The sequence below is a fragment of the Halogeometricum borinquense DSM 11551 genome (assembly GCF_000172995.2).
Taxonomy (GTDB): domain Archaea; phylum Halobacteriota; class Halobacteria; order Halobacteriales; family Haloferacaceae; genus Halogeometricum; species Halogeometricum borinquense.
Genome location: NC_014731.1, coordinates 15,697 through 38,157, shown reverse-complemented (window position 1 = coordinate 38,157; position 22,461 = coordinate 15,697). Strand labels below are relative to the sequence as shown.

Here is a 22,461-nt window from a genome sequence, read left to right as displayed (position 1 = left end):
TTGTAATTAAAACACTGTTAGCTCAATTGGTTCTATTTGCGTCATTCTTGTGCGTCCACGACGGCGACGCTCGCCAGGTTGACAATGTCTTTGACCTCGTCACCGCGCTGGAGGACGTAGACGGGCTTGTCCATGCCGACGAGCATCGGGCCGATGGCCTCGGCACCGCCGAGTCGCTGGAGCACCTTGTAGCCGATGTTGCCCGCTTCGAGGTTTGGGAACACGAGCACGTTCGCCGGACCGTCGAGTTCTGCGAACTCGTAGGTTTCTGTCAGCATCTCCTCGACGAGAGCAGTGTCCGCTTGCATCTCCCCATCGACCGGAAAGTCGACGTCGGGGTCGTCGTGCAGGATGTTCACCGCGTTGCGTGGCTTGCGAACGCCTTCGGTCTCGACGCTCCCGAAGTCCGAGTACGATAGGAGCGCCGCCCGCGGTTCGACGTTGAAGCGCTTGGCCAGTTCCGCGGTGTGTTTCGTCACCTCCGCGAGTACTTCCTCGTCGGGATCGAGGTTGACGGTCGTGTCCGCACAGAAGACGACTCGATTCCGGAACGTCAGCATGTAGACACCGGCCGCGTAGTTCGCGTTCTCGGCCGTGCCGATAACCTGCAGTGGTGGTCGGAGCGCCGACGGGTAGTGGTTCGTCAGTCCAGTGAGCATCGCGTCGGCATCGCCCATTTCCACCATCACGCTGGCGAAGTAGTTCGAGTCTTGCCGGATGAGTTCGTTTGCTTCCGTCCGTGTGAGACCTTTTCGCTGCCGGTGCTCGTACAGGTAGTCCACGTAGTGGGTCCACTCCCCCTCGCGTGGGTTCACAACAACCGGGTCGAAGTCCAACCCTAGCTCTTCAGTTTTCTGTAGAATGTGGTCTCTCCGTCCGATGAGAACGGGTTCAGCGATGCCGTCTTCGACGAGTTGACTCGCTGCACGAATCGTCTTCTCGTTTTCTCCCTCGGCGAGTGCGACTCGTTTTGGATCCGACTGCGCCTTGTTCATCACGACACGCATCATCTCGCGGGACTTGCCGAGGCGCGCTTCGAGTTCCTCGCGGTAGGCGTCGAGGTCGCGTTCCGTTCTGGCTGCGCCGCTCTCTATCGCAGCCCGCGCGACGGCGGGTGTCACCTCGTAGAGGACGCGCTGGTCCAGTGGTTTCGGGATCAGATAGTCGGGACCGAACTGGAGTGGCTCGTCGCCGTAGGCCTTGACGACGGCATCTGGAACGTCCTCACGGGCGAGGTCTGCGAGTGCATCCGCAGCAGCGAGCTTCATCTCCTCGTTGATTTCGGTTGCGCGAACGTCGAGCGCTCCGCGGAAGATGAACGGAAAGCCGAGGACGTTGTTCACTTGGTTCGGGTAATCCGACCGGCCCGTTGCCATGATGACCGTGTCGTCGCGCGCGTCCTTGGCGTCCTCGTAGGTGATCTCGGGGTCGGGGTTCGCCATCGCGAAGATGATCGGATCGTCGGCCATCGTCCGTACCATCTCTTGGGAAACGATTCCGCCGACTGAGAGGCCGACGAACACGTCCGCGCCTTCCATCGCGTCTTCGAGTTCGCCGTCGTCCTCCCCGCAGGCGAACGGCTCGGTGAACTCGTTAAGGTCACCAGCTTCGGCCCGAGCCTCCGAGAGGATCCCGTCGATATCGCACATCGTGATGTTCTCCCGAGGGATGCCGAGCGAGACGTAGAACCGGGCAGTCGCTGTCGCTGCCGCGCCCGCACCCGCGAAAGTGACGTGCAGATCTGAGAGATTCTTCCCGACAATGTCGGCGGCGTTCTGTAGTGCGGCCCCGGAGATGATGGCAGTGCCGTGCTGGTCGTCGTGGAACACTGGAATATCCATTCGTTCTGAGAGATCCGACTCGATCTCGAAGCATTCGGGCGCTTTGATGTCTTCGAGGTTGATGCCCCCGAACGTCGGCTCCATCGCCGCGACGGCCTGCGTAAACGTATCGGGGTCATCGAGGTCGAGTTCGATGTCGAACACGTCGATGTCGGCGAAGCGTTTGAACAGGACGCCTTTCCCCTCCATCACGGGCTTGGAAGCCTGTGCGCCGATGTCACCGAGGCCCAGAACGGCCGAACCGTTGGAGACGACACCGACGAGATTCCCCTTTACGGTGTTACGATACGCCTGCTCTGGGTTCTCGGCGATGTCGCGACACGGTGTCGCGACTCCCGGCGAGTACGCCAGCGAGAGGTCACGCTGGGTGTTTGTTGGCTTCGTCGTTGCGATCTCTACTTTCCCCGGTGGAATACGCCGGTGATACTCTCGTGCGTCGTCTTCGAGCGTCATTGATTACTACTTCGCTGTTGATGGTATCTGCTTTCTTAATTAGTTACGCCTGCACTGGCGATCATGCTGTGACGCTGACGGAGCGAGGTCGTGACAATCGTGATCAAGTCTGGTCTCAAATCCACTTGCGTGAGCGTCTAAATGAGGATTATTGAGCGCTTTGTAGTGGGTAATTGTCGAACGGCCTCGTTTGAAACGGAATCACCCGACAATCATATGACGCTATCTCGAACCTCGTGATAACACATGCGAGACCCCCGCTGGCGATATTACCTCTATTCACTCACTGAAACCCAAGGACTCATCGCTCCCGTCTGGGTTCTACTGCTCCAAGCCCGTGGCCTCTCCTATTCCGAAATTGGCTTTCTCGGGGCGTTATACTGGGCTGTCCTTGTTTCCGCAGAAATTCCAACCGGCTATATTGGAGACCGACTCGGGTACCGTCGGAGTCTCTTCCTCAGCGCCCTTGTGACAGCCGTCGGTGTTGGGGGACTCGCGCTGTCCCACACCATCGTTCCATTTGCGCTTGCCCTTGGCACGTGGGCAATCGGGAGAACTTTCCGGTCAGGAACGGCCGATGCGTGGCTCTACAGTGCCCTTGCAAACAGTGGTGCAGTCGACGCATACACGACCGTCCACGGTCGGGGGCAAGCAATTAAACTAGCCGCCACGGCAGCGACCGCGATTCTTGGAAGTATCGTTTACAGCCAATCACTCACCGCTCCGTTTCTCCTTACTGCTCTCCTCCTCGGTGGAAACGCAGCGATCGTACTCTCGTTTCCATCGACCGCAAATATGAAACGCCCATTTCCGGCAGAATCAACTCGGCTCGAAACGACGCGGCAGGAACTGAAGCAGGTGTTCACCCAACCCGGTGTGAGGGGCTTCGTCAGCTATACCGTTCTCCTGTTTGGACTGGTTGAGGTCACTCGAACGTTCATCCAACCAATTGTCGTTGGCGACCAAGTCGGGCTTCCGGTAATCGCTGTCGGTGTTCTGTATGCGAGTTTCAATATCGTTGCTGCCGGAGCGAGCGCGGTTACTGATCGGATCGAGCGTATCATCGGTCTCCATCGCTGGTTCCGCATTGCCCCAATTCTGTTGGCTGCCAGCTTCGTGCTACTCCCAATACTGTCTGTCCTCGCTGTCCCGTCGTTCATTAGTATGGAGGCCATCTGGCGGGTCAGTCAAACCTTCCAAAGTGGGGTCATAAACGACCGGACACGGGACCACCGGCGGGCCACTATCCTGAGTGTCGTCTCGATGGCTGGCGGTGTCGCTGCAATCGTGTTTCGCATAGTCGGCGGTGTGCTTGCCGATTTGTTTGGTCCTCTCATAATGCTGGCAGCCCTTGCTCTTGCGTTTATTATCGGTGGGAGGGTTCTCCTCGTAGCCACACAGCAGGGGGTATTTGAGTCACCTCGGAAGAAATAACCGAGTAGTACCACTCTACAATTGCAATGATTGCCACTCAGTTCGACGTGTTTCTGATCGGTCTTGACGGCGTGCTCTCCTCCGGTGACGAGGTACTCTCGAATGCCGTTACCACTGTCAATCGACTCTACGACCAAGACAAGCAGATCCGGTTTCTCACTAACGACCCTCGTCCGACACGGGACACAATCGTAACGCGCCTTCGTGATTTCGGGATCGAGGTGACTGAGACGGAAATCATCACGTCGGCATGGGCCACAGCCGCCTTCCTCGATCAACAGGATATCTCAACCACCGCAGTCGTCGGAAGCGAGGGGTTGCGCTCGGAACTCCGCGATGCTGGAATTGATATTACAGAGGACGCTCCCGAGGTAGTTGTTGTTGGAGCGGATGAGCAGACAACATATCTTGATATCCAGCGGGCAGCGAGACACATTGATCAAGGGGCGCAGTTCGTTGCAACGAACTCAGACGGTGCATTCTCGACACCCGATGGTCCTGCTCCGGGTGCCGGTGCTATCGTTCGTGCGGTCGAGGCCACAGTAGAGACAGTTCCAACGGTTATCGGGAAACCCGAACCGCTGATGTTCGAGATGGCCCTTGACGAGATAGCTGCCGACCAGCAGGCAGTCGTCGTCGGAGATAACCCGGCCACCGATATTCTCGGTGCCCATCGGGCTGGCCTCCCGGGAGTGCTCGTCGCAGACGAGCAGCACACTGCACCATCAGATTCTGATTTCCGCCAGCCTGATGCGACGATTGGGACGCTCGCAGAGCTGTTTACCGACGTGACGGCGGCCTGGGAATCGCCACAGTACTCGTGGCCGGATGAAATTCGTCCGGGTGTTGGCGCGGTCGTGGTAAACGAGACGGACGAGGTACTGTTAGTGAGACGAGCTGACAATGAACGCTGGGCACTCCCAACGGGGACTGTTGAGCGGGGGGAAGCAGTTGACGAGGCGATCATTCGAGAGATGCGTGAGGAAACCGGGCTGCAGATTTCGGTTGAGCAACTAACGGGCGTCTATTCACGCCCGCATCAGCAGGTGTTTTCGTATCCGTCTGGGAGGGCAGTCCACTTCATTACGAACTGCTTTCTGTGTACCATCGATGCAGGGACACTTGAGGTCGATACTGACGAGGTCCTGGAGATCAATTTCTTTGAGTCAGATGATCTCCCAGCAGATATCCTCCCTATGCATCCCCGATGGATTGTTGATGCAATCGAGTCAGGTGCGGGTGCAGCTATCCGATGACTAGATACGAACCCTCGAGATCAAACGGTCCTTCCTGGTGCTGACCGAGCTACGGTCCCACCGTCTCCCGCCGCACGAACACGGATGAACCGATACGAACAGCGTCGTGTCGCTCCGCCTTGAAAAAGCGCTCAGAGCGTTGCTCTGGGTGACGTGGTGAATACACAGCGCGTATCGGTAAATTAGTCGAATAACCAAATCTTTAATACTTATTTAGGCTAGCCTAAAGTCATGCCAGGCAGCGTCGCGGTACACGAGGGACCGACACAGCAGGACATCGCGAAAGACGACAGTACGGCAGTGGGGGTGGACCTGCTCGTCGGCAGTACCAACCCGCTTTCCGATGGCGAATCCTCCAATGAGGGTCCAACCAGCACCGCCAAGAAAAACCACTGCACACTCACGATGCCGCCAACACAATTCGTTAAGCTTGCATCGACGTCGGAGAACGCCGTACCTTACCGTTTCAATTAAATGACGACATCCAACCGCGACGTCGTCATCGTCGGTGGAGGACCAGCGGGGTGCGCCGTTGGAGTTTGTATTGCCCGATACGGACTCGATGTCGTGATCTTCGACCGGGGGAACTCATCACTTCGCCGTTGTGCGTTTCTGGAGAACTATCTTGGATTCCCTGCGGGTATCGACATCGAGACATTCTACAAACTCATGCACGACCACGCCGTTGAGGCGGGCTGTGACCTTGTCTCGGACATGGTCGAGTCTGTTGAGCGGACGGATGGTAACTTCCGTGTCCGGACCCAAGAGGAGCGATCAGTCCTCGTTCCGCGAGTCGTGGCGGCCACCACCCACGATGGCGAGTATCTCAGGGGACTTGACAGCGACGAGGTGATGTTCGACACCCACGAGCATCACGGTGAGGTTCACGAAGAGTTCGACCGTGAGTACGCCGACGCCGACGGACGGACTTCTATCGACGGACTGTACGTGGCCGGGGGCCTCGCTGGACATGGCGAGCAGGTACTCGTTGCAGCCGGGCACGGAATGACCGTCGGCCGTGAACTACTGGCCGATGTCCGCTGCGAAGAGGGGTACTGGGAAGAAGCCGCCCCCCACTACGACTGGCTTCGGCGCCGTGCGGCTCTCGATTACGACTGGGACGACGAAGAAACCTGGCACCGGCGATTCGCGGATCACAGAGTAGCTGACGACCACGACATCGAGCAGGAGCGACTCCAACGGATTCGCCAGCGCGAAATCGAGTTCGTCAAATCCACTCACCTCGACCGATCAGAGATTGACAATCGTCGAGAACGTGCACACCGACGGCTCGCTACTCATCTCGACGAGGAACTCCTCCTTGAGGTCATCGACGACGATCGGTTACAGGAATACGTGGCCGAACAAGCGGAGACGACGGGGAGTGACGGGAGGAACATCTCCGACTGATGCCCGATTGAATCAAGAGGACGACACCGTGGCAGTGACACAAGTCCCACCGCTGGACCGGACAGGCCAGGGTAGTCGAGACCCGTTTTCGTAGTCGTCTGATCGACCGGTAGAAATAGTTATATACTTTTAGGCTAGCCTAAAAACATGGCAGCAGAGACTGACGTTCACGAGATTCCGACGCGGAGAGAGATGATACAGGGCGGCAGTACCATCCTCGGCGGGGGTCTACTCGCAGGATGCACCAGCGATGGTGGTGACCCAACACCGGCAGATGCGGCTGACACGGCGACGAACTCGCCGACGGACACTCCGACGTCGTACGAGGTGGCGATTGAGCCGGCGGGGCGCCACACGTTCGAGGAAGTCCCGGAAACGTACGCGAGCATTCCCGGAGCGTGGATGGACATCGCGATGGGATTTGGCATCCAGCCGAAAGCCGTCGCCGCCTTCGACCGGCTCCCGCTGAAGTACTACGATGCGCTCCCCGGCGTCGATTTCGATGCCGACGCCGTCCGAACGCTCGGTGAATCGGCCGAATCGAAGTACGATAAGGAGGTGTTCTACGACGTTGACGCTGACGTCCATCTCATGGACTCGCGTATGCTGAAGAAGTACTCAGGGTGGGACGACGAAGACCTCGAAGAGATCGAATCGAACGTCGGCCCGATTCTCGGGTCGCTGATTCGGTTCCCATTCGGCGGACGCGATCCGTACTACACGCTCTACGAGGCGTTCGAGAAGGCAGCACAGATTTTCCAGCGCCAAGCTCAGTACGAGGCGTGGGTCACTCTCAAGGAGTCGTTTTACGCCGACATTGAATCCCGTGTGCCCGTCTCGGGAGGCGACGAACCGACAGTCGCCGCGTTCAACTTCGGGTTCGACCCCGAGTCTGGGAAGTTCTTCGCGGCGAACATCGACGCGCCACGGAACGATACACGGAGTTTCCGGATGCTGGGTGTCAACAATGCGTTCCAGGGCGAAGAATACGTTCCGTTCAAGCCGGTTGGGATCGAGAAACTCCTCGATGTTGACCCCGACTACATCGGGATGATCGGCTACCTCTCGTATATCGATGACTCCCAGCTCCAGAAGGTCGTCGAGACGGCACAAGACCACGACGTGCTGAGTCAACTACGTGCCGTCGAAAACGGGAACTTCGTCCGGACTGGCGGCCAATACATGGGGCCGATTATCGATCTCTTCTCAACAGAGGCGCTCGCCAAACAGCTGTATCCCGACGAGTACGGCGAGTGGCCGGGATCGATTCATGATGTTCCCGAAGAGGAGCAACTGTTCGACCGTCAGCGGGTCGCCGACATCATCAACGGTAACGTCTAAGGCTGATAAGCCGTCCGTCTGTGTCACTTTGACGAAATTCGTATCGCTGTACCTAGTGAGCCGATCTGGATGACAGCACCGGGCTGCTTTTGAACAGCTTGGATTTGCTGCTCGTTTCGCGCTCTCAATTAGCGAGTACACGCTGAAAACTCCAGTATAGAGCGAATCTGGCGCTCTAGAGTCGCACTGTTGGTGGTGCTGAGTGCCCTCTCTTCCGGAACACGCCTTCGGTGCTAGGATTGTCGTCGCAACTGTCGTGAGTTCGGTGCCGCAGACGCTGTGTCCGTAGCCAGAGCCACGTGACTTCACGATGTCCAGAACTCCGTGTGGTACGTCAACCGCTGAGCGATGTGTTCAGACTTCGAGACTCCGGGGTAGGAGCCACTATCGTATTGTCTTCGACTGGTTACTTATCCGACTGCACATTCAGCGACCACTCACGGATCCACATCAGTAACTAATTGTATTGACCACTGATCTCTTCTATTAAATGACTAATTCCAGTCGTCCTCGAAATGGATCATCCGAAGACATCGGGCCTCTCGTGGGTGTTGTCGTACTCGCTGCCTGCTTTCTAGTTGCCACTGCTGTCGTTTTCTTCTTGATACGGTTACTTGGTATTCGGATGAGACTTGCGCTCAAGTTGGCAGTCGCTATTGTACTCGGCATTCTCGCCCTCCTTATCGTTTCTACCTTACGCTAACTGCACCGTCGCCTCTGACCACTCGCCGGTCAGAGAATCGACCTCGTGCGAGAGACGCACCCTGTCTGCAGCACGCCCACTGAATCCCGTCACCATCAGCAGGCTCAGGGTCTCTCAAAGTGGCTGGAAGAGACTGACACTGAATTCGGTACACTGAGACCGATATTAGTCGCCTGAAGGCTGCTGCTCCGAGTCAAATTACTCCAGAGGAGTACAAACGCTAGACTGTTGTGTTGAAATCCTATCCCGCTGAAGCAGCCGTCGTTAGAACTGCGAGTGTGTCCTTTCAGTGTCTTGTGTCAACATCCGGATGGTGAGTCCCTCCGTTGCCACGTCATGCCACTCTACCTACACTGGGTGGAGATGAGGAACGTGCCATCCGGGTTGATCCGAAGATACTAGCGTGATGTGTCTTTGCTGTTGAGGGTTAGAGTCATTCCAAGCTACTTGCCGGATGGAGAGGACCAGATAACAAAAAATCTAAAATACTGTGGTTTGTGTTTATTCTAACCGATTTATATTTAATGGTACTAATATAACGAGAGAAATGTCTTGCAAGCGCGACAATCAGTACTACCTAGGGTAGTTGCTGGGGCCCAGTGCCAGATTTGTCGGTGACACTGGGTATATCGGCTTCCTTGCCGACCTCGTTCGCTGGGATAGAAACTGTGAATGAGTCTTCGAGGTTGTTTTTGATAAACTCATCTGCCCCCACGGGGTAGCCGTGGATGTAGGTGCCTCGATCATCACCGTCGAACTCAATGCGGTCGCGGAAGGAGATCTCCATCGATTCGCCTTCGGGAACGAATAGAGGAAGGTTGGCGCTGTGTTGGAAGCCAGCGATGTTCTTGCGGTCGCCGTAGAACTTGTCGTTATTCTCTTTGAGTTGATGTTTCCAGGTGTCGTCAGTCATCGTCTGTTGGCTACCAGGTTCCGTGTCAAGGAGATCGCTCACAAGCGTTCCTGCGGAGAGTGCGATACTTGCGCCGCTGGCGACTTGGCCGACGCCGCTGGGGATGGTGGCACCGAGGACACCGAGTGCGAGGCCAGCGCCGCCGACTATTTTGGTGTTGGTCTCGCTGGTATCGACGTTCTCGAGGTCTTTGTCGGTCAACCAGTCGTTACCGGATGCCTCAACGACCGCATCCGGGACTCCCCGATGAAGATGGATTTGATCAGGATTGAGCATACTGGAGAGGTTGTTCGTCCCGGAGTAGTTCTCGATATTCGATTCGAGGGTATGTTTGGAGTGGAAGGCCTTCTCGAAAGCGGGCTTGCCCGATTCTGGTTCGTCGAGGGGGCCGGAGCCGTCGGCGCTATCGCGGGGACGGGCGGCGACGACGCCGAACGAGTTGAGGCCGAATTCGTACTCGTAACCAGGGGTATCATAGTTGTAGTTACCGTTGGGTTGTTCGGTGATGTTAGCGAGGTAGAGCACACGGCTGATAGTGATACCCGCGTCGTACGTGTTCGCTGAGCTGAGGTCAAGAGGCCAGTCAGAGGGTGCTTCCCATTTTGTATACCAGGTGTTGTCGATGCGGTCCCACCAGACCTCGTCGAATTCGGTGTAGCCTGCAGTTGCGGTGGCCGTATCGACGAGTGTGGAACCCATCCCTGCAAGGGTGACGCCCGTGGCGCCCAGTTTGGTCAGAAAACGGCGACGCGATTGATTCCTCGACGTGAACTGGTTGGATAATTGAGTCATCCGCATCAATCCAGATACTAGACGCACATAAATGTCATCCAAAAATAAGCTAGTACGACTCCCATATTTGACTTCCTGCCGCGCTTAAGAAGCAAAAAATATCCCGACGTAGGCGTTCCTCGCCATCTGTTAAACAAACTCCTACCCGGGTCCCAATGCCGCGATATCGGCGCCCACTGTCGCCAACGCGTCAGCAGGATTCGGATCACTGTCAGCGAGATGTGTATACCGGTGTTCTGGAATCGTCGCTAGTGCTGCTTCGATGGCTGTGCTGTACGTCTCAACACCCGATTCCCTCGGGTCGTCGTGCTGGCGTGACTGAGGAACCGCTCCCGGTCGAACACTGCTCACCACTCGCGACGCTCGTCGATGAGGTACTTGCACGTATCGGCTACGAGATAGCAGCTGCCACCGACGCCATCGATGCCGCCGTGCCCGGATATGGTGGCCTGTTTGATCCCACAACCACCCCATCCGAGTTGCGTCGCGCGCTCGACAGCGTGCTGGTGTCGGATCTCAGCCAGCCACCGGCCCCGGAGCCGACGGGCAACTCGTTCATCCTCTACGTCGATGGAAGTTCACGCGGCAACCCCGGCCCAGCGGGTGCAGGCGCGGTCATCATGGACGCTACCGAAACCGAACTCGCCCGGCTCGGCCGTCCCGTCAGCTCCCGGACGGGAAACAATACCGCCGAATACGTCGCGCTGCAGCTTGGGATTGCTGGACTGTTGGCCCGCTATGAGCTACAAACGCTGGAAGTGCGTATCGACTCGATGACGGTCATCCGAGATGTTTGGGATGGCCACTATCCGGTTTCGTTGTGTCCTTGCATCCTCGTTCTTGGGTGCTCTCGTCGGCTGGTCACACTGTATAGCGACTCTTGGTGGACAAGCGGGAAAATATCTTCAGGTGACGTATCAGTGACTCGTCGATGGCTATTCCAACAGCAAACAATTATCTCACAAGTAGACTTACTGACGAGATACACTCGGCGGGGTCTGCCGCCCGGACGCAGTCGTCGGCGGGAGCGGTCGTAGGGAATTCATGGAAGATGCTATTCGAGAGGTCACACCTGGCGAACTGTGCAACGCGGTCAGCCCAGGCGAAGTTACACTCGTCCTCGGGGCACCCAGCGTTGGGAAGTCACATCACCTGCGGCAGGTCGGCCCGTCCGTCGAGCGCCTCGCGGCGGCAAGCGCCGTCGAAGACGACGAACTCGTGGTCATCGACGATTTTGTCGCGGCGACGTTCGATCTGAGCGACGAAGACTACTCGACGGACGGAGAACCGCCCAGCATGAACGCCCTGTTCGCTCGTCCCGGAGGTGCCGTCCTCGTAACGCGGCCACGGAGTCTCGACTGGTTATGCCAAAGCGATCTCCCCATGTCCAGTGACATCGTCGGGCAGGTCGATTCAGTGCTCGTGGTTCGAACGCCGCCTGCGGAGAGCAGCGATGTGATCGACGAAATCCGCAAGCGCACCAGCCACCGACGTCCTGCTGGACTGAGTAACGAGGATCGCGCGTCCCTCGTCGAACGCATCACCTATCCTAACTACGAGTTCGCGGACGAGGGCCTCCAAGAGCGGGTCGGGACCATCGAGGAGACCGTCACACCCGCGGCCTTCCTCTCGCTCTCGCAGTACGGGTCCGAAACGGTTCTGGTCGGACCGGATGTCAGGACGGTGGTCGGTGACTGTGATATCACGGTCGAACCACTGGGTGAGGCGACATTCGAACTCATCTCGTCGCTCCATCCACGTGCCGAGGACGCCGGTCGTGACCCGACTGCATTGTCGCCAGCGGTGGCCACCGCACTCGCTCTCGTCGCGAGTTCGCTCGCCGCCGACGACACGGCGTGGTTCGAGCCGCTCGTTCGCCATCGGCCGCTGGCGGGAGCCGCCGAAGCGCTCGAAATCGCCTTCGATCTCCCACCGGGAACGATCGATCACCTTCGGGTGTTCGCGTCCGAGTCGATACGGACGAAGATCGGCCAGCGGTTGGCGGCCCAGCCCGAAACCGAGACAGCCATCACCAACGCGAGTGCCGCCTTCGAGGAGATCCGAGCTGGCATGCGAGCAGTCGGATCGTCACTGGACAAGGCCGCGGTCGGACCCGACGAGTACGGCTCCGCTCCACTCGTCGGTGCCTGGCACTGGGAGGAACCAGAGACGTTACACACGGCTGCAGCAGAGCGGGAGTTCCCGAACTCGGACGACGGCCCCGAAACGGACGACGGACCGGCGGGGGTCAGCGTCAACGAGGTCGTCGATGCACTCGATGGCGGGGTCGTCGTCCTCTCGGGACCGAAAGCGAGCGGGAAGCGACGGCTTGCAGCGAACGTCGCCACGGAACTCACGACGTGGGGGGCGACGGTCAGACTCTCCGATCTCAGCCGCCCCGACTACATCAGAGTGGGCATCGACGCCACGTCGGACGCGGTCGTGGTCGCAACCTACGGTGCCGGGCCAGCACGGATCACGAGTGATGCGGGGGTTCGGTCGCTGGTCGAGTGGGTCGCTGACGGCACCTGTTCGGGTGCACTGCTCATCTGTGACGACGAGTTCCGCGAGCAGTTCGACGCCATCGCCGACCGGACCGGCTGTGCCGACGTCGCCGCCTGGCGCGACCGAACCGAGTTCGAGCTAGACGATATCGCAGTCGCACCTGATCGGACATCCCGAGCGGTCGCCGACGACCTCCTTTCGGCGATGGACTGGCCGGACACCCGACACCCGTCCCGTCTGACGCTCGACGTGGAGAAAATCACGGACCAGAGTACATTGGCGGCAATCGCTGGCATGCCCGACAAAGATCTCGACGCGGCGTTCGTGGGTCGGGTACTCGCCGACGCCGTCGCTGTTGTCGCGCGGACCGCGCGACCGAGTGCCGCAAAACAGTGGCTGGCACTGTTCGACGACCTCGTTGGGGATGTCGGGCTGAATCGAAGCGATACCGACGGGGCCATCAGGTACCGAGGAGCGGTCTCCGGCACTGCCATGGCAGCGGTGGCGAGCGAGAACCCCACGACTGACGAGTGGATCGAAGCCATTGCTGACCGTGCGGTGGCTCTCACGAACGAGACCGCGACTCCGCCCGGACGCGACTCCGTCGGCGGCGACCACGAACCGTTCGTGGGTGCATTCGCGAACGCTCTGGCACGGCTCGCGTGGCCGACAGACGGTTCGGGACCGAATCACGGCGCACTCGCGTGTGTCGATCAAGTCCTTCACAGGACGGTCGATGCGGGGGAAATCTCCGAAGAACCGGGACTGACGCTCCGCTGTCGCGTCTACGGCGCGATGACCGAGCGAATCATCGAGACTGTTGCGGACACCACGGCGGCCGACGATGCGTTCGCGCCGGTCGCCGCACTCGTCCAACAGGCGGCCGCAACTAACGAGGAGGGATTCGCAGCGTTCGTCATCGGGAACAGTTTCGCGTCCACAATCGGGGCCGTGGCTGGCGCAGCGTGTTCTCCCGACAATCTCTCGCCATGGGTGGACGCGTTCGGCTCCCAGATCAGGGATTCGGTCGTGTTCATACAGCGCCAGGACAATCGAGCGGAGTTGCTCCGGCACGCCTACACTGGCGCACTCGGCTTCTGGGTATTCGAACACGGATGTCCTGACGAACGGATCGAGCCCTGGCTGGTGGCGGTCGGGGAGGACCTCTGCCGAACCGCGACGACCGCGGATCTCGACGACCCTGTGGCGTTCGTCGCCGAGGTCTACGGGCAGGCCGTCCGGCGCGTCGTCGCAGCCCGCAACTTCGACCGTGCGGAACGGTTATTCGGTGCGTGCGACCGGCTCGTCGACACCGTCGCGGCGTCGGACTTCGCTGCCGAGGCGTGGACGGTGCGTGCTGACCTCCACGCGGCAGCCCTCGCGGCGTTTGCCAGCGTCGAGCAGAGCGCTGACGGCGTCAACGACGGCCCCTACGGCATCGGCGCGCTTCCGTTTTCGGACTCGCCACGGTTCGAGGATTGGATCGAACTGTACGACAGGTCCGTAACCCGGGGCGCGGCGACAGAAACAGCCCATCGAGAGCGATTCCTGACGGCGGTCTACCGCGAGGCGCTGTCAACCCACGTACACGGATTCGACGACGACTCATCGTCCAAGAGTTCACGTCGGCGGGTACGCGACTCGGCGTCCGGAATCTCGCCACGCCGGGAGCGTGTCTGGTTCGAGGCGCTCACCGACCGCATCGAGACGGTGGCAGCCGCGGGCGACTTGGTCACTGACCCAGTCGCGTTCCTAGATGGCGTTTTTGGCGATGCAGCAGTGAACTGGGCGGCAAACGGGGAGGCGAGCGTCTCCCAGGAATGGATCACCTCGCTCGCCAGGTCCTTCCGTGAGTGCCGCTGGGAGATCGACGGGCCGACGAAGATGGAGTGGTTCGACGCCTTCGCGGAAGTGGATGCGGCGGTCCTCCAAACAGTAGTGACGCGGGCCGATATCGGCAACCGGTCGCATGACCGTTTGGTACAGGCAGTACTCTCTCAGGTCGAAACCGGGGCAACGGCGGCGGATAACCCTCCACATCCCGTGAACTACGTCAGCTCCGTCTTCGGAACCGCACTCGCGCTCGCCGTCGAAGCCGAACCAGCGGAAGTCAGATTCGGCGTTACGGAGGTCCTCACCGCCGCCGAGGAACGGGCCGACTTCGAGTGGGTCGGCATCGAGCGGGCCGGTATCTTCGAACGGATCTATGCCCGGGCACTCGCTGTCGTCGGCCGCACCAACAGCGACCACGCGAACGTGGAGACGTGGCTGGATGTCGTCACCGAACGAATCGAGGCGACCGCAACGCGAGCGGTACCCGAGGACCCCGCCGAGTTCGTCGCGTCCGTGTATACGCGCGCCTACGTCGATACGGTCGAAGCGGTCGAGGACGACACGACGACGTGGCGGCGACGCCTCGACAATGAACTCCGCGCGTTCGCCGCGAGTGCGAGCGTCGATGATCCTGTCGGGTTCCTGGAGGAAGTGTACGCCGACATCGTCGTGGAAGGGGTGAAAGGTGGCGAACCGTTCGAACAGATCGAAGCCTACGTCGCCGCTGTCCGTGCGTCCATCGAAACTGCGGCTGAGGCTGGCATCGTCCGGACCGACGACACGCTCAAACGGACGTTCAGACGGTCGGCCGACGAACTCTCGACTGCCAACCCACGTGTCAGCGCGGACTACGTCGCTCGACTCGACCACGGGCTTCGGGAAGTCGTGGGCGACGACCTCGCCGCGGCCGCCTTCGAATCCGACGGGACGGCCGACTAGACCGTCTCCACGAACGCCGACACCTTCGACACGAGAGGAACGGCCGTGGAAACGGTCATTCCTCAACCGCGTTTCGCTGGCGTGTCTCGGACAGCCGTGACTGGATCACCTCGTCAGCCGGGTGCGCCGCGGCCAGTGCCTCAATGCGGCCGAGACACTGCTCAGCCGTCTCGGACCGGCCGTTTTCTCCTAGGTATTTCGAGACGATAGAGAGGGTTTTGGCGTACAGGTAGGGAACGTCACCGTCGGGGTACTTGGCGGCGAGGTCGTCGAGGCGGTCGAGCGACCGGAAGAGATCATCGAACTGCCCGGCCTCCCCTCGATATCTGACGGTGTTGAACAGTCCCTGGGCCAAGCGGAGGGCAGTCTCCCCGCTGGGATACGATTCGTAGAGGGTCACCAGCTGGTCGAGGTGGTCGGAGAGGAGGTCAAGGTGACACGCCGCACCAGCATTCCGTGAGTGGTTCACCAGAGCTCGCGCGGAGACACACTGCAGCTCCTCGTCAGCCGGAAACGCTGCTGCCGCCGATCGGAGGCGGTCCATCGTGGCCCGTGCCTCATCGACACGGTCGGCGCTCCACAACGCGTCCATCATGCCGTGGAGCGCCTTCGCGAACCGGCGTCTGATCTCGGGGACGTGGGGATAGTCGGTCACGAGGTCGTCCAGGCGGTCGATGTGGATCCGACACTCCTCGAACCGGTCGGCTCGTCTCGCGGCCGTGGCCGCGGTGAAACGGGTCAGGGCGTAGGTCCGCTGGACCTCGTCACTGGATGGGTAGGTCGCGGCCAGTTCCTCGGCCCGGTCGATCGTGTCGGTCAGGGCGTCGAACCGGTCGGCTTGCCCCTGGTATTTCGCGGTGTTGAACAGAGCCTTAATCAGCCGCTCGTGAACCTCTCGTCTGGTGTCGGGATACTCGGCAGCCAGCGTCTCCAGACGGTCGAGGTGTGAGTGGACCTGGTCAAACCGACCGGCTTTGCCGGCTGGCGCCGTCGCGTTGAAGTGGGCGACGGCCAGCTGGATACGGATCTCGCTCTGGAGGGGGTACTCGGTGACCATTTCCTCAAGCTGGTCGATACACGCACGGAGCTCCGAGAACCGACCAGCGTTCCCTTCGGACGCCGCCGCGGTGACGAGGCCTCTAGAAATCTGAAAAAGGACGTTCACGTCTGCTGGGTACGCGAGAGCGGCGGCCTCGACCACGTCGAAGTAACTCTCACAATCCACTGGGACGACCGCATCGGGATCGCCGTCGACGGACGCGACGTCCTCCAGCGCCTGGGCGAGTTCGAACAACACGTCATCGTTGTGTGGGTGGTCGTAAGCCAACTCGTGGAGGCGGTCGAGGTGGCGCTGTTGGGTCTCGAAGGTACCGACTCCCCCGGCGTCCCGCGCGACCCTGCGGTGGGCCGTCGCCAGTTGCGCTGTGATTCCGTCGTCCGTTGGGAACTCGGTCGCCAGTTCCGACAGGCGATCGAGGTAGCGTTCGTGCTCGTCGGACTCGATACGACCGTCGTGTGCGAGGTGGGACGCAGCAGTGACGCCGGTGACGAGGCCTTCGGCGAGCCGTCGATGAATCTCCTCGTCTGTAGGATACTCACCTGCGAGCCCCTCCAGCCGGTCGAGGTACCGCTGGATGGTGTCGTACTCCAGTCGTCTGTCACTGCCGTCCATATAGACCGGGACGACGAGCGACCGGACCGTGCTCACCAGCCCCTTCGCGAGGGACCGGGCGATCCCCACGTCGGAATGGGCGATGGACACCGTCTCGAATCGGTCGAACCGGGCCGCGAGGTCGTCGACGTACCCATCCCGACGCTGGTAGGGAGCGACGTTTGCGAGGGCACTGGCGAGTTCGGACTGACACGCGTCGCCGGCCGGGTGGTCGAACGCGAGGGTTTCGAGACGGTCGAGGTGTGTCTCGACCCGTTCGAACTGACCGGCCTCGGAGTCGTGGAACGTAGCCAGCGAGAGGGTCTTCGCGAGCATGCGTTGTACATCGTCGGTGTCGGGGTAGTCGGTAGCCAGGGCGTCGAGACGTGCTTGGGCGGACCGTCGGTCCGCGACGTGATCACCGTCGGCCGCTGCAACCGCCGCGTTGTACAGGGCACTGGCCAGTTCGGACTGGATCCACGTTGCGTCCGGATACCTGGCCGCCAAGGCGTCGAGACGGTCGAGGTGGAAGCGGACGGACGTCTCGCCGAGGTGACTCCCGTCGTCCGCGAAGGGGGCTGCACACACGCGATTCGCGAGTGCCCTCGCGAATTGCAGTTGTATCTCGGTGTCCTCGGGGTGGTCGTCGGTGAGCCGGTCTAGCCGGTCGAGACAAGCCTCGATCACCCCGAAATCGACCTGGACGTCCGATTCCTCGTCGAAGACGGGATCGAGGAGGATCCTGCTGGTGTCGAAGAGTGCATTGGAGAGGTGGAACGGGACGCGGCTATCGGGAGCGTCCGCAGCCAGGGCCTCGAATCGGTCGAACCGGCTCCAGTAGCCCTCGCTGTGACCGGCGTCGTCCGCGTACTGGGCGGCGTCCGCCAGGGCATTGGCGTAGTGGGTCAGGACTTCGTCCTCGTGGCGAGCGTCTGCCGCCAGCGCTTCTAGGCTGTCGAGATGGGCCTTGACCTGGTCGAATCGGGCGGCCCGCCCTTGGTGTACTGTCGCGACGGGGTGGGCCTTCGCCAGGGCGCTACGGAAGTGCGGGTCCGAATGGTCAGCCACCAGGCGCGCGAGCCGGTGGATGTGGGATTCGAGGATGTCGAGTCGTCCGGCCTCGCCGCGTCGATACCTGCGTTGACGCTGGTCCGGGCGAACACGTGGCGGACCGGGTCGGAGTCTGGTGTCTCGGTTGCCAGCCGCTCCAGACGATCGATCGACGCCTCCGTTGCGTTGAACTGTCCCGCCTTACACTTGGCAGCCGTGGTCCACTGGAGCGCCCGGGCGAACACGAGACGAAGCAGGTCGTCGTCAGGGTGGTCCGCGACGAGGGAGTCTAGACTGTCGAGCAGTGCCTCTAGGCTGTCGCCGAGTCGAGCGCTGTCCACGGGCCCCAGGCCGGTGGAAACGATGGTCTCAGCGAGTCGCTGCTGCCAGTCGGTATCGGAGTTACCGTCGGCACTGAGGAGGACATCGAGCCGTTCGAGACGGGGTCGGAACCCGTCGGGGAGCTTTCGGCCGGCGAGTGCCGCGCCGAGGAAGGCCTGGGATACCCTGAGCTGGACCGGGATTGTGTCGGGGTTGTCCGTCGCGAGCGTTTCGAGACGGTCCAGGGACCGCTCGCATACAGGCTGGTCGCCTTGGGAGGTGACCACGTGGCAGTGTGCGCTGGTACAGTGGCCCTGGATGGCGTCCGTGTTCGGGTACTTGGCGGCGAGGTCGTCGAGGCGGTCGAGGTGGGTCTGACAGTCGTCGACGCGATCTGCCTCCAGGGAATGGAACGTGGTGATGGCAAGGGCATTCGCGAGTGACACCTGGAGTTGTGAGTGTGGGTACTCGGCGACTAGGAGATCGAGGCGGCTCAATCGATCGTCGAGGGCGTCGAGACGACCGGCCTTGCCCGCGTCGATCATGGCGTTGACTAACGCCTGGGCGAACTCCTGTCGTACCCCCACGTCGTCTGTGTCCTCGACCAGCCAGTCGAGCCGGTCGATATGCGTCCCGAGTTCGTCGAAGCGTTCGGCCGCCCCCGTGTGATATGCGGCGAAAAAGCGTGCCCGTGCGAGGGCAGTCGTGACCTCGTCGTCTGGCGCCCTCTCTGCCAGCGATTCGAGGTGGCCCAGGTGAGCCGCCTGCGCGTCGAACCGTCCCGCCGCACCCTCGTCCCACGTTGCCTTGGCGAGAATCCTAGCCAGCAGCGTTCGGAGATGCACGGACGACGGGTGTCTTCCGACGAGAGTCGCGAGGCGGTCGATGGGGACGGCGAGACGCTCGAACCGACCAGCCTCGACAGCGTCCACCATCGCAGTATATGCGACGGCGACGAGGTGAGACTGTCCCTCGTCAGGTGAGCGTTCGGCGACGAGTCCATCGAGTTGCTCGGCCTGCCTCCGACGGTCGTCGACCTCATCGACCCTTCCGTCGCCGAGTTCCTCGGCTGGGCTCAGCGCGTCGAGTAGTGTCTCGACCACGATGGAATCGGTCTCATCAGTGGTCACGTCGTCTCCGCCGGAGGGCTCGTCGTTCATACTCTGAAGATGTTTCTTCCGATCAAAAAGTATCCGACAGCTGACCCGTGGTCGGCGTATCCGGTTCCCGAGCCGGACCAGCAAGAGTACTTGGGTCGCCTGGAAACACTGGTTGACGTCTATCCCGATAGCGAAGCTTTCGACACAGGTGTCCCAAATCCGTCGTCAGGCGGTGCGTCTCGCGGTGAAAGGACGATTCGAATAAGTAGTGTTAAATGACTAAGGATAAATATTATAGCCGAGTGAAAAATTAATGGATCTAGGAGATAAGCGAAAAGTAAAGGAGTTCAAGGAGGATGAAATGCCGTCCCTAAAGGAATCGATGGACGACGCAGCCGGTTTCCAGGTCGGTCTCGATATCGAGTGGGAATCACTCATCGACGAGAGAGTCAACGAAGATCTCTGGTTCGAGGGATGGACGAAAGTGTACTTCCAGCCGACAATCGATGCCTTCGAGGCGATCTGTAGCGACGAACTGGGGCGGGAAGCCCTCCAGGCGGACCTCGAGTCGGTCGTGTTCAAGAACGAAGCAGGGATGACCGGTGACATCAGCTACGAAGATGGAGTCCTCACGGTGGACAAAGAACCGTGCACCAACATGGACAAAGTCGACAAACGGATGGAGTCAATCGTCTCGTTGCTCGAAAGCAACCTCTGAGAAGCCCCGTATTCTCCCACCGAGACGGATCGCGAGACGGTGCCCGATTTCGCGGTGTCACGGCACGCTTTCGGTCCCGAACGATACATTCGGGCAGGGGTTTTTCCGAAACGCACCGTCCCGGATTCGCATCCTCACGGTGATAGTTCGTTTGCATGTCGAACATTTGTTGCAAGAAAATAGGCGGCACTGTCTAGTTAAGCCAGTTTGAGGAACGAGCAGGTCGTTGAGTTAGTTGGTCAAGATGCTCGCAGACCTGCTCAGCGAGTGCTTTGAGACGGATTATGAAGAAACTTGGGAGCGTGAGCGGACGGCGACACCCGTCAGGGTGTTCGCCGTCCAGCTCCACGCGACCGGGTGTTCGCTTAGAGAGACAAAAGAAATTCTTCGAATACTCGGCGTTGAACGCTCTCATCAAGCTGTTTGGCAGTGGGTACATCGACTGGCTGACAGCGGTCACAACCCGCCTGAGGCAACGCCGAAGCGGGTTGCGGTTGATGAGACCGCTGTCAAAATCAACGGTGAGTGGTCTTGGTTGTACGCCGCAATAGACATCGAGACGAAGCTGATTCTCGATGTCGAGTTGTTTGGACGGCATGGTACCGATCCGGCTGCTGCGTTTCTCCATCGACTTTCCGAGAAACATGATCTCTCAGATGCTGTGTTTCTGGTTGATGGCTATGGCTATCAGACTGCCCTCTCTCGATTAGGATTGAGCGGTCGGCTTGACTACGTCGAGCGAAACCTCATCGAAAAATGGTTTCATACCCTCAAAATGCGAGTCGACCGCTTCCATAATTCGTGGGTGGGCAGTCACGGAAGCGTCCGCGAGTGGTTCATACAATTTGCGCAATACTATAACTTTCAACGACCGCATCAATCGCTCAACGGACGTACGCCGGTTGAGGAGGTCACTAACTAGACAGTGCCAAATAGGCAGATTGAAAGTACAGTTGATATTATTGAGAGTATGAAATATAGACGGAGTTTCATTGCGACACTCTCACTTTCAGCTTTCGCCGGGTGCCTGAGTTCGAACGACGATAACGGGGGAACTCCGACTGATACTGGCGGGACCCCAACCGATGTCACGGAGACGGCAACCGACCCTGTCGACGAATCTGGGCGAAAGCGGGTGTTCCGTTGCATCTCGGCGATCCACATCGAGAAGTTTCAGGTTGTGGAGGGAGGAACTTCATCCTGACGCTGGACAGACACGCCTCGATCGAAACCGAAGAGCGCTGTTGGAACGACCTGCGGCACTACGACACACTCTCGGCGTCCTTTGCAGGCCAGACGGTGGGAGTTATCTGTCTGTCCTCGGTGGCCGATAGGTCAGCGCTGAATTTCTCGACCAGGTCGGCGGCCGACGAGTCACCGGCTTCGATTGCAGTGATCTCTACGGGCGTCAATCGCACGGAGACGTCGCGCTCGACGGGGCCGCCGAGTAAGAACGTGAGAATCCACTCCCCGTCGCGGGCCAGTAAGACGTAGGAGTATCGTTTCCGGTCGAGGACTCGCATTGGTTGGCCAAGGGACGATACGGAGTAAACAGTTCCGACAGAAGCGAAGTCTTTTTCGCTCGCTATTGACTTGTTTCGGCATACCTTTCCGCCAATTCGACGGGACAGCACGCGGCGGTTCGCGATGAGGAACGGGGCGACGGTGCAGTGGTGGACCTGCCTCGGCTCCGTGCATGAACGATTCGTAACGGATGCGGCACTGGCCGGTGACAATGTTGTGAATTCGGTGAGTCTCTTCATAGCTAGTAAGCAGTACAGCAAAACGATTGGTTGGTTGGGCGCGTGGTATCCGGATTTTGCCTCAACTACTCACCTCTCTGAGCATTTTCCTGGTGCCAATGATATCATAAATAATTGATACTGTACTAATAAAAAATACGTATGTCCAGTACGAGAACAAGTCTATCAACTCCAGAAAATCAGCGACTGCTACTACGACCAATACGCCTGCGATGAGTTGTAGCATTCGCTCGGCGCGTGTCTCCGGGAGGGACCAAACCATTTACTGATTGACTATTTAGCTACCTTGTGAATAAAGAAATCGTATTCACAACACATATGGCTGAAGAAGTGAGCAGTGGGTAGTTTCATGTGAAAATCAGTAAGATTGTCAAAAAGTCGTGACTACCTGACGTCAATCCGCGGCCATCGACTCGGCGACAAGATCGACAGCCTTGA

The 22,461-nt window shown here is 59.6% G+C and carries 13 protein-coding genes and 1 pseudogene; 9 read left to right on the top strand and 5 right to left on the bottom strand.

The window, feature by feature from the left end; translation table 11 throughout:
- Positions 1 to 41: 41 nt before the first annotated feature.
- Positions 42 to 2,294 carry an NADP-dependent malic enzyme gene (locus tag HBOR_RS15950; RefSeq protein WP_006054787.1) on the bottom strand — a complete coding sequence of 751 codons (2,253 nt, stop codon included), beginning with the start codon at positions 2,292 to 2,294 and terminating at the stop codon, positions 42 to 44.
- 246 nt (positions 2,295 to 2,540) lie between these two features.
- Between HBOR_RS15950 and HBOR_RS15945 the strand changes: the two genes are divergently transcribed.
- The 5 genes from HBOR_RS15945 to HBOR_RS15925 all read left to right on the top strand — a co-directional run bounded on the left by HBOR_RS15945 (position 2,541) and on the right by HBOR_RS15925 (position 7,735).
- The gene (locus tag HBOR_RS15945) at positions 2,541 to 3,728 is read left to right on the top strand and encodes an MFS transporter (RefSeq protein WP_006054788.1); all 1,188 of its coding nucleotides are present in this window, start codon (positions 2,541 to 2,543) and stop codon (positions 3,726 to 3,728) included.
- 26 nt (positions 3,729 to 3,754) lie between these two features.
- Complete coding sequence (locus HBOR_RS15940) at positions 3,755 to 4,984, top strand: HAD-IIA family hydrolase (RefSeq protein WP_006054789.1); 1,230 nt, start codon at positions 3,755 to 3,757, stop codon at positions 4,982 to 4,984.
- Positions 4,985 to 5,215: 231 nt separating this feature from the next.
- On the top strand, positions 5,216 to 5,458 hold the full coding sequence (locus tag HBOR_RS15935; protein ID WP_006054790.1) for a hypothetical protein: 243 nt from the start codon (positions 5,216 to 5,218) through the stop codon (positions 5,456 to 5,458).
- A complete protein-coding gene (locus HBOR_RS15930; protein ID WP_006054791.1) occupies positions 5,459 to 6,394 on the top strand; it encodes an NAD(P)/FAD-dependent oxidoreductase in 936 nt (311 codons plus the stop codon).
- A 147-nt stretch (positions 6,395 to 6,541) separates the two neighbouring features.
- Complete coding sequence (locus HBOR_RS15925; RefSeq protein ID WP_006054792.1) at positions 6,542 to 7,735, top strand: ABC transporter substrate-binding protein; 1,194 nt, start codon at positions 6,542 to 6,544, stop codon at positions 7,733 to 7,735.
- 1,280 nt (positions 7,736 to 9,015) lie between these two features.
- Here HBOR_RS15925 and HBOR_RS15920 read toward each other — a convergent pair.
- The gene (locus HBOR_RS15920; protein ID WP_241432332.1) at positions 9,016 to 10,143 is read right to left on the bottom strand and encodes a twin-arginine translocation signal domain-containing protein; all 1,128 of its coding nucleotides are present in this window, start codon (positions 10,141 to 10,143) and stop codon (positions 9,016 to 9,018) included.
- Positions 10,144 to 10,284: 141 nt separating this feature from the next.
- A pseudogene (locus HBOR_RS20365) lies at positions 10,285 to 10,449 on the bottom strand (ribonuclease H); the annotation flags it as partial.
- 8 nt (positions 10,450 to 10,457) lie between these two features.
- On the opposite strand from HBOR_RS20365, the gene HBOR_RS19450 reads away from it, so the two are divergent.
- Both HBOR_RS19450 and HBOR_RS15915 read left to right on the top strand, forming a co-directional pair.
- The gene (locus tag HBOR_RS19450) at positions 10,458 to 11,180 is read left to right on the top strand and encodes an RNase H family protein (protein WP_006054794.1); all 723 of its coding nucleotides are present in this window, start codon (positions 10,458 to 10,460) and stop codon (positions 11,178 to 11,180) included.
- A 7-nt stretch (positions 11,181 to 11,187) separates the two neighbouring features.
- The gene (locus HBOR_RS15915; protein ID WP_006054795.1) at positions 11,188 to 15,420 is read left to right on the top strand and encodes a hypothetical protein; all 4,233 of its coding nucleotides are present in this window, start codon (positions 11,188 to 11,190) and stop codon (positions 15,418 to 15,420) included.
- A gap of 2,598 nt (positions 15,421 to 18,018) precedes the next feature.
- On the opposite strand, the gene HBOR_RS15910 is transcribed toward HBOR_RS15915, so the two are convergent.
- Positions 18,019 to 19,602, bottom strand: coding sequence for a hypothetical protein (locus HBOR_RS15910; protein WP_006054796.1), 1,584 nt, complete (start codon positions 19,600 to 19,602; stop codon positions 18,019 to 18,021).
- A 253-nt stretch (positions 19,603 to 19,855) separates the two neighbouring features.
- Between HBOR_RS15910 and HBOR_RS15905 the strand changes: the two genes are divergently transcribed.
- Both HBOR_RS15905 and HBOR_RS15900 read left to right on the top strand, forming a co-directional pair.
- Entirely contained in the window at positions 19,856 to 20,260 is a 405-nt protein-coding gene (locus HBOR_RS15905) for a hypothetical protein (protein ID WP_013440733.1), read from the top strand.
- Positions 20,261 to 20,504: 244 nt separating this feature from the next.
- Positions 20,505 to 21,182, top strand: coding sequence for an IS6-like element ISHbo1 family transposase (locus HBOR_RS15900; RefSeq protein ID WP_013440732.1), 678 nt, complete (start codon positions 20,505 to 20,507; stop codon positions 21,180 to 21,182).
- Positions 21,183 to 21,522: 340 nt separating this feature from the next.
- Here HBOR_RS15900 and HBOR_RS15895 read toward each other — a convergent pair whose 3' ends face one another.
- Positions 21,523 to 21,783 (bottom strand): hypothetical protein, encoded by a 261-nt coding sequence (locus HBOR_RS15895; RefSeq protein ID WP_006054491.1) that lies wholly within the window; start codon positions 21,781 to 21,783, stop codon positions 21,523 to 21,525.
- Between the last annotated feature and the right edge of the window lie 678 nt (positions 21,784 to 22,461).